This is a genomic window from Dyadobacter endophyticus (assembly GCF_014641595.1).
Taxonomy (GTDB): domain Bacteria; phylum Bacteroidota; class Bacteroidia; order Cytophagales; family Spirosomataceae; genus Dyadobacter; species Dyadobacter endophyticus.
In genome coordinates this window covers 522,948-534,079 of record NZ_BMIA01000004.1, presented here as the reverse complement: position 1 = coordinate 534,079, position 11,132 = coordinate 522,948, and the positions used below count along the sequence as shown (strand labels likewise).

The 11,132-nt window shown below is 50.2% G+C and carries 13 protein-coding genes; 9 read left to right on the top strand and 4 right to left on the bottom strand.

What is annotated here, in order from left to right:
- Positions 1–49: 49 nt before the first annotated feature.
- From IEY24_RS26760 to IEY24_RS26750, 3 genes are all read left to right on the top strand, one after another.
- Positions 50–1,573, top strand: a complete 1,524-nt coding sequence (locus tag IEY24_RS26760) for a Do family serine endopeptidase (protein ID WP_229223198.1) — start codon at positions 50–52, stop codon at positions 1,571–1,573.
- Between the two features lie 56 nt (positions 1,574–1,629).
- Positions 1,630–2,208: a DUF4136 domain-containing protein gene (locus tag IEY24_RS26755; RefSeq protein ID WP_188938283.1), complete on the top strand. Its 579-nt coding sequence runs from the start codon at positions 1,630–1,632 to the stop codon at positions 2,206–2,208.
- 103 nt (positions 2,209–2,311) lie between these two features.
- Positions 2,312–3,646, top strand: coding sequence for a hypothetical protein (locus IEY24_RS26750; RefSeq protein WP_188938279.1), 1,335 nt, complete (start codon positions 2,312–2,314; stop codon positions 3,644–3,646).
- Between the two features lie 323 nt (positions 3,647–3,969).
- On the opposite strand, the gene IEY24_RS26745 is transcribed toward IEY24_RS26750, so the two are convergent.
- A complete protein-coding gene (locus IEY24_RS26745) occupies positions 3,970–4,263 on the bottom strand; it encodes a hypothetical protein (RefSeq protein WP_188938276.1) in 294 nt (97 codons plus the stop codon).
- 175 nt (positions 4,264–4,438) lie between these two features.
- On the opposite strand from IEY24_RS26745, the gene IEY24_RS26740 reads away from it, so the two are divergent.
- Positions 4,439–5,080, top strand: coding sequence for an HAD family hydrolase (locus IEY24_RS26740; RefSeq protein ID WP_188938273.1), 642 nt, complete (start codon positions 4,439–4,441; stop codon positions 5,078–5,080).
- Here IEY24_RS26740 and IEY24_RS26735 read toward each other — a convergent pair whose 3' ends face one another.
- Positions 5,081–5,581 (bottom strand): DinB family protein, encoded by a 501-nt coding sequence (locus IEY24_RS26735; protein ID WP_188938270.1) that lies wholly within the window; start codon positions 5,579–5,581, stop codon positions 5,081–5,083.
- A gap of 97 nt (positions 5,582–5,678) precedes the next feature.
- Between IEY24_RS26735 and ybiA the strand changes: the two genes are divergently transcribed.
- Positions 5,679–6,230: a riboflavin biosynthesis intermediates N-glycosidase gene (gene ybiA, locus IEY24_RS26730; protein WP_188938268.1), complete on the top strand. Its 552-nt coding sequence runs from the start codon at positions 5,679–5,681 to the stop codon at positions 6,228–6,230.
- 47 nt (positions 6,231–6,277) lie between these two features.
- Here ybiA and IEY24_RS26725 read toward each other — a convergent pair whose 3' ends face one another.
- Positions 6,278–7,072 carry a class I SAM-dependent methyltransferase gene (locus IEY24_RS26725; protein ID WP_188938265.1) on the bottom strand — a complete coding sequence of 265 codons (795 nt, stop codon included), beginning with the start codon at positions 7,070–7,072 and terminating at the stop codon, positions 6,278–6,280.
- A 199-nt stretch (positions 7,073–7,271) separates the two neighbouring features.
- Here IEY24_RS26725 and IEY24_RS26720 point away from each other — a divergent pair, with 199 nt between their 5' ends.
- The 4 genes from IEY24_RS26720 to map all read left to right on the top strand — a co-directional run bounded on the left by IEY24_RS26720 (position 7,272) and on the right by map (position 10,351).
- The gene (locus IEY24_RS26720; RefSeq protein WP_188938263.1) at positions 7,272–8,087 is read left to right on the top strand and encodes an AraC family transcriptional regulator; all 816 of its coding nucleotides are present in this window, start codon (positions 7,272–7,274) and stop codon (positions 8,085–8,087) included.
- A 170-nt stretch (positions 8,088–8,257) separates the two neighbouring features.
- A complete protein-coding gene (locus IEY24_RS26715) occupies positions 8,258–8,641 on the top strand; it encodes a VOC family protein (protein ID WP_188938261.1) in 384 nt (127 codons plus the stop codon).
- Between the two features lie 144 nt (positions 8,642–8,785).
- Complete coding sequence (locus IEY24_RS26710; protein WP_188938259.1) at positions 8,786–9,565, top strand: DUF3050 domain-containing protein; 780 nt, start codon at positions 8,786–8,788, stop codon at positions 9,563–9,565.
- A gap of 21 nt (positions 9,566–9,586) precedes the next feature.
- Positions 9,587–10,351, top strand: coding sequence for a type I methionyl aminopeptidase (gene map, locus IEY24_RS26705; protein WP_188938256.1), 765 nt, complete (start codon positions 9,587–9,589; stop codon positions 10,349–10,351).
- On the opposite strand, the gene IEY24_RS26700 is transcribed toward map, so the two are convergent.
- A complete protein-coding gene (locus IEY24_RS26700; RefSeq protein ID WP_188938253.1) occupies positions 10,352–11,041 on the bottom strand; it encodes a ferredoxin reductase domain-containing protein in 690 nt (229 codons plus the stop codon).
- Positions 11,042–11,132 lie beyond the last annotated feature (91 nt).

The following is an 11,132-nucleotide window of genomic DNA, read 5'->3' as shown; positions in this document are numbered from 1 at the left end:
CAACAGGATCGCTATTGAAATTTGAATACACTTAATCAATTTAATAGCGATGACAACAACCCGTAATTTCAGAAAAATAACCGCAGTAGCCCTCGCATCCGCATTACTGGGCGGAACCTCCTACGCTACATACGAACATTTTGGCAAACCCGATACGATCTCGACCTGGGTCAGCAATGCGACCCCGTTCATGAAAGCCAGGCTGGACGGCAAGCCCGGCGGTTCTACGGCCGACGCGCCCGCCACGATGATCCCCGCTGATTTCTCATTTGCCTCCAAAAAAGCAACCGCTGCTGTGGTACACATCAAATCGACCTTGAAACCGGAACGTACCGTGAGCCAGATGCAAATACCGGAGGAATTTCGGGATCTCTTCGGCGGCCGCAATCCATTCGGCCAGCAGGCACCGGAAGGAAAAATGGAGAAACCACAGGCCACAGGTTCCGGTGTGATTATCAATCCCGACGGTTATATCGTGACCAACAACCACGTGATCCAGGGGGCCGAAACGCTCGAAGTAACTCTGGCCGACAAGCATACCTACAAAGCCAAAGTAATCGGCAGCGACCCCAATACCGACATTGCATTGATCAAGATCGACGCGAAGAATCTCCCGGCATTGTCTTTCGGAAACTCTGAAAACGTGGAGGTAGGACAATGGGTACTCGCAGTGGGTAACCCCTACAACCTGACATCGACCGTTACAGCAGGCATTGTGAGTGCCAAAGGGCGCAGCATCAATATCCTCGGCGAGAATGCCAAGGCACCGATCGAGTCGTTCATTCAAACCGATGCGGCTGTAAACCCGGGTAACTCCGGCGGTGCATTGGTGGATTTAAATGGTAACCTGATCGGCATCAACACCGCCATTGCCAGCCAGACGGGCTCCTTTGCGGGGTATTCATTCGCGGTACCTTCGAGCATCGCGCACAAAGTGGTAGAGGACATTTCCAAATTCGGTTCCGTGCAGCGTGGCTACCTGGGAGTGGGCATAAGCGAAGTGGATGCGGCAAAAGTCAAATCGTTTGACTTGAAAGTGGATGAGGGCGTACGCGTCGAGAATTTTGCGGATGAAAGTGCCGCGAAAGAGGCAGGCATCAAGATCGGCGACGTTATCACCAAAATCGACGGCCATGCCATTACCAGCGTGCCGCAATTGCAGGAAGCCATTGCCCAGCACAAACCATCCGATAAAGTGACCGTGACTGTGAACCACGACGGAGCCGAAAAAGTAATTTCCGTGTCGTTGAAGGGCATTTCCGAACCTTCCGTCGCCGACCGTTCCTCGTCGGCGGTGATGGAGCAACTGGGTATTGAACTCAAAGACCTCACCAACCAGCAGAAAAAAGAATACAGCATCGGTTCCGGCGCGCAGGTGACGGCGATCAACGCAGGCAAAATCCGCCAGAATACCGATATGGAAGAAGGTTTTGTAATTACAAAAATTGATAAAACACCGGTTGCCAACGCCCGCGAAGCCGTGAAAATGCTTCAAGGCAAAAAAGGCGGGGTAATGATCGAAGGGCTTTATCCCGGCAACGACGAAACCCAGTACTTCGCAATTGGTTTATAAAGTAACCCGGGGCTTTCCGGGTGCAAGCCCGGAGGCCCTCCAAATGATTTATTCAAATGAAAAAGAACCTGCTTTTGTTGGGAATGCTGACTGCGCTGGGCAGTGTAGTGCTCGCAAAAAGTCCCCAACAGCCGGTAAGTACTACCGGCAAGGCATTGACCTATAATTGGATCGTTCCCGACATGAAAACCAACCAGAACCCGATGTACGCCAGTTCGTTTTCCCGTCATCGCATTCAAACCGCATTCGATAAAGCATTGGAAAGCAAGGGCCTTACCCGTAACGCCCAGCATCCCGACCTGCTCCTGCAATTTCACACGTACACGCAACGCGTGCGCAAGAACTACTACGGCGGCGGGGCTTATCCATTCGGTGCTTATCCGATGATGGGCTGGGGCCGTTTTGGCTGGGGATACCCTTACTATGGCAGCTTCGGCGGCTACGGGTACGGAGGTTACCCGTATTCGAGCACCGGCACCGACGGCACGCTGATCCTCGATGTGGTGGATGCCAAAACCGGGGACATTATCTGGCAAAAAGCTATTTCCGGCGATGTGAGCAACCCGAACCGGCTTGAAAAACAGATTAACAAGGGCGTTAAAAAGCTTATGAAAAGCTTTCCGGTGCAGGGATAATATTTTCGAAACCTGCCCGAATCTTCAATATTTCGACAGAATCGCAGGATACCTTGGTACCATAATAAGTCAAGAAGCTATTCAATTTTAACAGTTCAAGACCATGAAACCGCTTCATCTGTTTGCCACTATTCTGCTCTCCGCCGCTAGCCTCACCAGCTACGGCCAGGATGATCAAATGGTTAGTAACGCGCAACAAAATATTGTCACTGACCAAAGCCTGCTTAAAGCGATTGCACCCTACGACGACGGTGTGCGCAATGATATTCTTGTAGCTACCCAATACCCCGATGTGCTGGCCAAACTCGCGCAAATCCGGGAGAAAAGCAGCGCAGGATTCCAGCAAATCATTCAAAATTATGCCCAAAAGAAACAGGGATGGTTTTATGAAGTAAGCCGCTATCCGGATTTGATGCATAAACTGGCTATCCTTCCGCGTAAAACTTCCCGGGAAACGATCGACGGTATGCTGGCGAATGTGAACCCGTCACCCGAGCTGAAAGAGGCTGCCTGGAAGTTGTACAACAACCATCACAGTGACCTGCTGAAAGTGGATAACCTGAACGAAGAAGCCGGTGCATCATTCCAAAGCATGATCGCCCTTCTGAACCCCGATGCCCAGCAGGCGTTCAGAACACTGGAAGAAATGCCGGACGTACTGTCGCTCCTGAACGATCACTCCGACCTTGTAACACGGCTCGGCGAGCGTTTTAAAGACAGCCCGGCCGATGTCCGCAACGATCTCGCAACCATCCACGACCAGATTGAAGCACAAAACAAGGACGAACTCGCTACCTATCAGGACGAGTTGAAACAAAATCCACAGGCGATGCAGGAACTTAGCCAGGCCTCGCAGGAATATGCGTCTCAGGGCGGTTACAGCTACCCCGCACCAACCGGCGACAAGGTAGTCAACTACGGCAGCCCTTATTCATACTGGTTTGGCTATCCCTATTGGTATGGTTCGCCGATGTGGTACCCTGGTTTGTACGGCTATGGTTCCGGCTTCTATTTAGGCCTGGGCGGTTATCCGATGATGTATGCAATGCCTTCTCTGGGCTTTTCGAGATGGTTTTTCGGCGGCGCCTACCGATATTATCCGCACCTGTACCGTCAATACGGTAACTATTACCGCACCATCGCCCCACGACATTATGCCTATTCACCACGAACCGCTTTCATCGGCTCCGCTGCTAGACATTTCAATCCGTCGGTCGGCTCGCGTTCCTATCTGTTCGACAGAGGTCAATCGTTCCGTACAGCGCCGCGTGCAGCAAATGCACAAGGTTACCGTTCAATGCCACGTAGCAATTCGTTTAGTGCTCCTTCCCGGTCATATGGATCTTTTGGAGGCAGGACTTTTAATGGCGGTGGCGGTGGCGGTGGATTCAGCCGCGGCGGGTTTAGTGGTGGTGGTTTCCGTGGGGGAAGACGGTAGTAGCTCGAATTAGAGTTAAAAGCCGGTACGAATTTGTATTCGTACCGGCTTTTACTTGGGTGGAAATGTCTTGTAAATATCTCCACGGACAGCAATCGTAATTACCAGTACATCAGGATAAATATATTTGATACCGATGCGATAGTTACCAACCCGAATTCTATAAAATTTCTGTCCTTTGCTCCCACCCCGCATTAACGCATAGTCAAGCTCTGACGATTCGAGGCTGCTCGCGTCTCCGAGTTTTATCAAGGTATACCTTATCGACTCCTGAATCCGGGCAGGCAGTTTTTTTAGCTCTTTAAAAAAGCCCTCTTTGTAGATTACTTCCACCCCATTCGTCTGAATAGCTCTTCATGGGTAATGGTTTCTTCGTTCTCCCGTTCCTCCATCTCTGCAACCATCAGATAATCCTGCACATCATCATTATCGATAATATACGCGAGTTTCCTGATCTCCTCCAACGTGAAGGTCTTGCGTTTTTTCTTTGCCGAGAAATTGACGGTCGTCAATCCCAACTTGCCGGCCAGGTAATCATTCCGATACCCTGATACCTCAATGAGTTCTCCGATGTTCATAACAATGCGCTCGTAGCGTTTTACGGTTTCATTCATCATGATCAAGGAACTTTGAGTATAGATTACAATACAAATATAGATACCAATTTAAACAAAATTGTTTCATTTACTTTACAAAACGATCCCTTAAATTTAATCTGCCTCCCCGGAGACGCGGAAATCACGAATTATCCGCGCATCTTTACCCCCGAACCTTTACATCTTCTACATTACCATGCAGATCAGCGATCTCAAAATACTCTTTTTCGACATTGGCGGCGTCCTTTTGAGTAATGGATGGGGACACGAATCCCGCGCCCTGGCGGCGGAAAAATTCGGTCTCAATTACAAGGAAATGGACCAGCTACATAATTTCATTTTTAATGTCTACGAAATCGGGAGCGTCAATCTCGATCAGTATCTCGACACGGTGATCTTCAATCACCCGCGCGATTTCGTCCGGGAGGATTTCAAGGAGTTTATGTATTCGCAGTCGGTTGAGCTGCCTGGCATGCTGGCCTGGCTCAAAGAGTGGAAAAAAGACTGCGGTTTCCGGATCATTTCAATCAACAATGAGGGAAAAGAATTGAACGATTACCGGATACAAAAATTCAAATTACACACCTGTTTCGACGCATTCATTTCTTCCTGCGAAGTCAAGATGCGCAAGCCCGACCCGCGTATTTTCGAACTGGCGATGGGCATCGCACAGGCAACACCCAGCCAATGCGTGTATTTCGACGACCGCATTATGTTTGCCAATATGGCCAAAACGCTCGGGCTTAGGGCATATCAGCATACCAGTTTCGAATCGACGAAGGAAATCCTCGAAGAGTTAAAAAAAGAACAGTTCGACCGCTTTGGCCCTCCGCGTTGATCAGAACGTGGGGTCGTCGGCCGAAGGCCCGTAAATCGATGGAACGGCAATTTCGTTTAGTCGCATATACACGGTAAGCTGGCCACGGTGGTGTATCCAGTGGTTAATCGTCGAGCCGACGCCCTCCCGCCTGGGTTGGGTAAATAGCACCTGGCCCTGGCGTTTCAGGTAGAAAGGAGCGTCGAGGTCGTCGTCGGTAATGCCGGCCAGCGATTTTTTGGCGCCATTAAAAACTTCCTCAAAATGGTCAAGCAATTCCTCGCTGGTGGTGAACTCGAAGCGCTTGTAGGTAGCAAAGTCAACTTCGCCTTGCTCGACCATGAAAGTGATCCAAAGAGGTATTTCGGCCACCAACAGCATGAGATAGCCCAACTCCATCGAGGTGGGATGCGGTTTGTATTTAAATAATGTAACCGGAATGCGTTCCAAGCATTTGCGGGTCGAAGTATACTCCGCTTCCAGTTCTTTGATGTAGGCATCGACTAAGGTTCTGTTGCTCATAGTATTGTTCGTTTTTTCAGCAACATGCTAAAAAATAATGCCTTCGCACACCCGGCCTGAAATCCGCAACAACCACGGATGTTATTTTTATTATAGAATGAAGTATGACCTTGACTGGCTCTTGAAGGAATGGCAAGAGCAACCGAAAATTAAATTCCTCCATTTTTGGGGCCATCAACCTGCTCGCGACGGCCATATTACGCAATCGTGCCTGAGCCAGTGGTGGCCGTCGGCAATCACGATCGGTGATGTGGTATACCGCACCGCCGAGCATTGGATGATGGCCGAAAAGGCGCGGCTCTTCGGAAATGATGTTCTGAGGGAACGAATCATCGCCTGCACTTCGCCCGGCGAAGCGAAAGCACTCGGCCGGATGGTGGAAAATTTTGACGAACAAACTTGGATAACGTACCGCCAATCCATCGTTCTGACGGGCAGTGTTCAAAAGTTCACCCAAAACCCTGAGCTCCGTTCGTATCTTTTGAATACCTCGGAAAGAATTCTCGTGGAAGCGAGCCCCGTCGATCCCGTTTGGGGAATAGGATTGGCGGCCGACGACTCGCGTGCCCACGATCCCGCACGGTGGGAAGGTCTCAATCTGCTTGGGTTCGCGCTAATGGAAACACGGGATTTGCTGGCGAACCGCTAATTCATATACGTCGGCACCGCAGCAGCGACAGGGCACACTGCCAATTATCAAACGGTAAGTATCGCAATGCTGGTACCACCGATGTGCCGGATGCCCCTGAACCGGGCGTCCTTTTCATAAAGCTCGTTCAATGCCGTCCAGACGCCCGGCCAGTTGGTGTAGTCGTGCCAGATGATCAGGCCGCCTTTCCGCATGACGGTGAACACTTTTTCGCTGTCGTTCAACACGTATTCATAGGCGTGCGACCCGTCGATGAATGCGACATCGACCGAATCAGCATAAGTTTTAAAATCAAACGAAGCCGAATCTCCAAATACCTGCCGGATTTTCGACGCTGCCGGATGACCGATAAACCGCTCGCCGGAAACTTCCTTTTTAACATACCGCACCTCCCCTTCCTCGATTTCCATCTTCGTCGAAGCCAGTTCGTCCGCGGGCAAGTCTAATGTAACGATCTCGGTATCAACACCGCTGTTCAATGCCATATTCAGCGTGGTGCGCCCCTGAAATGTGCCGATCTCAAAGATCCGCCGGGGATTCCATTTTTTGACAAGGTTACTGATGACTTTGAGTTCAAACTCCGTGGTGTGCCCGAAGCCACATTCATAAACACCCTCATAAGTGGCATTGTCATTGCCGAAAAGCTCGAAAACGTCGGTTTTAGGAATGATAAATGGATCGACCGGCGTGCTATCTCCGGGTTGTTGATGGCCATTGTAGCTGTTATACAATTTCAGCAGCTCGTCCCGCGAACCGGGAGCCAGCATACCTGCCGTGAGGGTGTACCCAACCCTTTTTACAACACCTGCATACAAGCGGAGATTATCCAGTGTTTTGCTCATAGATATGTTAAATTGAACGGTTCGGGGTGTACTACAAAATTTGCACAAGCTCAAAAAACGAGGCTGCGCCCACAAAAGATTGCAGTTCAAGATGAAAGAACATTGATTTACAAATACGTATATATTTGACAAATTTCAAAACCCGTGCGATATAAGCGAGTTAACGTATATTGGCGGATTTTTAAACGGTCGAAACTGAATGGATAAAACGCCGGACATTCGCGGGCTCTATGTGCCTGTCCAACCAACGGTGAAACAATCGGCGGAGCGGGTGACCTATCAGGAATTCCTGCCCGATACGGCCTTGCAGGGCATCATATACTGTTATTGGAGGCTTCGGACCTCGCTTCCGCTCGACGAGCCTTTCGTATACCGCGTCGTCGCCGATGGCTGTATCGACATTTTTTTCGAACTGAAAACCCCCTCGGAAAATTTCGTGATGGGCTTCTGTAAAAAATATACCGAGTTCCCGCTCGAAAACAGTTTTGACTACGTCGGCGTACGGTTTTTACCCACGATGTTCCCACAGCTATTTAAAATCAGTGCGGTGGAGCTGAGCAACCGTTTTGAAAATCTGGAAGTTGTACTGCCCGGCACCGCGCAATTCATCGCCTCGGGCTTCGGCGAGGGCTTGTCTGTCGCGGAAATAAAGCGGCGGTTCGACGAATACTTCCTGCATTTCGCAGCAGGGGTTGATTTCAATCACGACCCCCGGTTTTACAATGCATTGTCCATTATTCTCCAAAACTTCGGCGTGCTGAATGTCGAAAAAGACCTCGACACCGGCCTAAGTGCCCGGCAACTCCGCAGGCTGTTCGAATACTATGTAGGCGACTCGGCCAAAACTTTCAGCCAGGTCGTGCGTTTTCAGAATATCCTCCGTGCCAAACCCTCCCAGCAAAGCCTCCGCGAGAACAAGCTTTTCTATGACAACGGCTATTACGACCAGGCACATTTTATCAAAGAATTCAAAAACCTCTACGGCGTAACGCCCGGCAGAGCGTTCGGAAGGTGATTTTGTCCGTTTTTTACAATGCTATCCGATGAGGTGAACCGACATTTGCAACATCAGATTCACCAAAAACGAACAGTAACATGAAACGGCTCACCACATTACTTGCATTGGCGTGCGTCTGCGTCAATGCATTTTCCCAAACCAGTCCATCAACTCAAACCAAACAAAAAATGAAACTGAACGCAGGCATCGTCACTTCTAAACTCGCTGAAACCAAAGCATTTTACACCGAAACGCTAGGGTTCGGCGTGACATTCGAAAACGAATTCTATCTCCTGTTGCATACACCGGGCGGCGGCTCAGAGATCAGTTTTCTGCTCCCCGATCACCCCTCGCAGCAACCGCTGTTTCAAAAGCCGTTTCAGGGCCAGGGAATGTACCTGACCATTGAAGTCGACGACGTTGATAAACTTTATAGTGACTTGAAAAAGAAGGGTACCGAGATCAAAATAGCGCTCCGCGACGAACCCTGGGGCGACAGGCATTTCGCTATCTCCGATCCCAACGGGATAGGCATCGATCTCGTGAAATATTCGCCGAAACAAAGTAAGTAGCTGCCGCATTGAGCGATAGGCCGTTCCTTCGCCCACCTAATGCGTTCAGTAAACCGTTACGGCAATGACCTTGCGAGGCTTTTTATTTGCGAACGCTGAACAAACCTTCCCTGACATGGGTTTACCCAAAGAACAACGCAAATCATGAACGATCACATTACCAGAATCCAGCACAACATCGAGCCACTACGGCAACAGATCATCCGGCACAAAGTTTATTCCGTTATCAAAGACATCGACGATCTCAAAGTATTCATGAAATACCATGTATACGCAGTCTGGGATTTTATGTCGTTGCTAAAATCACTTCAAAACGGGCTAACCTGCACTTCTGTTCCCTGGTTCCCCACCGGTGACAGCGAAACCCGGCATCTCATTAACGAAATCGTGGCCGGTGAAGAGTCTGACGTCGATATGGACGGAAATTTCAAAAGCCATTTTGAGCTCTACCTCGATGCTATGGCGCAATGCGGTGCCGATACCACCGAAATTGAGAGGTTTATTGCCGTACTACGCGAAACGGGTGACCTTGAAAGAGCATTCAATACAGCGGGAACCCCTGAGAAAGCCCGTGAATTTGTCCGTTTCACATTCGAAACCATTGGTACTCGCAAAGATTACCTGCAGGCCGCCACATTCACTTTCGGTCGGGAGGACCTTATACCAGGTATGTTCATGTCGATCATCGAAGATATACACCGAAATTTCCCTGATAGCATTTCCCTATTTAAATATTACCTTGAACGACATATCGAAGTCGACGGCGACCACCACAGTCACCTTGCCCTTCGGATGACGGCTAACCTCTGCGGCGATAACGAAGCATCCTGGCAAGAAGCTGAAAATGCAACTATCGCCTCGCTTGAACGGCGCATTGCGCTTTGGGACGGCGTTTACGAGGAGATAGCTTCCGTAAATGCCTGACAATAAAAATAATACTCAACCATGTCTATTTCAAAAGAATCCGAACTGACCGGAATGCAGGAGGCCAGCCGCGCAGTGGCCACCACTTTACGCGCGATGCGCGAGCATGCAAAGCCGGGTATGACGGCCAAAGAGCTCGACGATTTCGGCGGTGAAATGCTGAATAGCCTCGGGGCGAAGTCGGCACCTAAACTCACCTACGGCTTCCCCGGTTGGACCTGCATCAGCATCAATAACGAAGTCGCACATGGGATACCCACCGAATCGAAGGTTTTGCAAGAAGGCGACCTGGTGAACATCGACGTTTCTGCCGAATTGAATGGTTTTTGGTCCGACAATGGGGGTTCTTTCGTGTTAGGCGAAGACATTCACGGGCACAACAAACTGGTGAATGCCTCCAAGCGGATACTGAGCAAAGCACTCAGCCAAATCAAAGGCGGTGTGAGGATTGCCGATATCGGGCGGCTAATTGAAACGGAAGCCAAAAAGTCGGGTTATAAGGTAATTAAAAACCTCGCCGGCCACGGTGTCGGCCGTGCTTTGCACGAGGAACCGCACGAAATTGCAAATTACTATGACCGTTACAATACGACGCGCTTTCGCAAAAACAGCGTGGTTGCAATCGAAACATTCATTTCAACAGCCTCCACAAGCACGGCAACCGAACGCGACGGGTGGACGCTCGTAGGCTCGCGCGGCGGGTATGTGGCGCAGCACGAGCATACTATCATCGTTACGGACGGCAAACCCGTGATCCTGACGGCCATGAACGGGATCTTCGATTAACTACGACCAGAACCCCTGCACCTGAATCCCGAGCGGAGAATCGTCGCGCCTTTTGAGTTCCTTACGCAAACGGATACAAGTCGGGATATGCCCCGAAATATAGATGTTCGAATTGGCCAGCCGTCTATCGCTGGTCCATTTGAGCATCGAATGCAACCCGCCGTCGTCGTTCTTTTTCACCGGCTGGATATTCCAATTGAAATATTCTTTGAACTCCTCACGGTGATTTTCGTGGGCGATGGTAATGGCGCCGCTGATTTTACGCGTCCCGGCCAGTTGCTGCAATGCCAGGTAATGCCCGATGCTGCTCATGTCTCCCAAAACAACCATTTCTCCCGCATATGTGGGCCTGTGCATGGTCGCGCCCACGCCTACATACGTAATGCGGTCGCCCGCGCGCAGGGAACGTATCCATTGCGCACCGGGGCCGTCCTGTTCGGCATTGATGTACAATGTGCAGGTTCGGATGTCCTCGTCCCAGCCGGCAGGCGTGTAGTCACGGTAAATACCCTCTCCCACGCGCACCTTAATATGCTGGACGCGTTTCCAGCCGCTCATGTCCATATCGGGGAAATGGACGTCGACTTCAAAAAAAGTTGCCGGCTCCCACGCCCGGATAGCCAGCACGGTTCCGGTCTTTCCAAAGGCATTTTCAAGCAAGTGTAGCGCTTTCTGTTTGATGATGTTCATTTTACTGCGATCGGTGTTGTTTCAGGGCTGACGATCCAGCCGATTTTTTACTTTACAAAACAACGTGCACATATGCATAGAATAAAGGCAG

Bases quoted from the DNA above. Each gene is read 5' to 3' on its own strand.
- IEY24_RS26760 (WP_229223198.1), top strand. From the start codon at position 50: ATGACAACAACCCGTAATTTCAGAAAAATAACCGCAGTAGCCCTCGCA.
- IEY24_RS26755 (WP_188938283.1), top strand. From the start codon at position 1,630: ATGAAAAAGAACCTGCTTTTGTTGGGAATGCTGACTGCGCTGGGCAGT.
- IEY24_RS26750 (WP_188938279.1), top strand. From the start codon at position 2,312: ATGAAACCGCTTCATCTGTTTGCCACTATTCTGCTCTCCGCCGCTAGC.
- IEY24_RS26745 (WP_188938276.1), bottom strand. From the start codon at position 4,263: ATGATGAATGAAACCGTAAAACGCTACGAGCGCATTGTTATGAACATC.
- IEY24_RS26740 (WP_188938273.1), top strand. From the start codon at position 4,439: ATGCAGATCAGCGATCTCAAAATACTCTTTTTCGACATTGGCGGCGTC.
- IEY24_RS26735 (WP_188938270.1), bottom strand. From the start codon at position 5,581: ATGAGCAACAGAACCTTAGTCGATGCCTACATCAAAGAACTGGAAGCG.
- ybiA (WP_188938268.1), top strand. From the start codon at position 5,679: ATGAAGTATGACCTTGACTGGCTCTTGAAGGAATGGCAAGAGCAACCG.
- IEY24_RS26725 (WP_188938265.1), bottom strand. From the start codon at position 7,072: ATGAGCAAAACACTGGATAATCTCCGCTTGTATGCAGGTGTTGTAAAA.
- IEY24_RS26720 (WP_188938263.1), top strand. From the start codon at position 7,272: ATGGATAAAACGCCGGACATTCGCGGGCTCTATGTGCCTGTCCAACCA.
- IEY24_RS26715 (WP_188938261.1), top strand. From the start codon at position 8,258: ATGAAACTGAACGCAGGCATCGTCACTTCTAAACTCGCTGAAACCAAA.
- IEY24_RS26710 (WP_188938259.1), top strand. From the start codon at position 8,786: ATGAACGATCACATTACCAGAATCCAGCACAACATCGAGCCACTACGG.
- map (WP_188938256.1), top strand. From the start codon at position 9,587: ATGTCTATTTCAAAAGAATCCGAACTGACCGGAATGCAGGAGGCCAGC.
- IEY24_RS26700 (WP_188938253.1), bottom strand. From the start codon at position 11,041: ATGAACATCATCAAACAGAAAGCGCTACACTTGCTTGAAAATGCCTTT.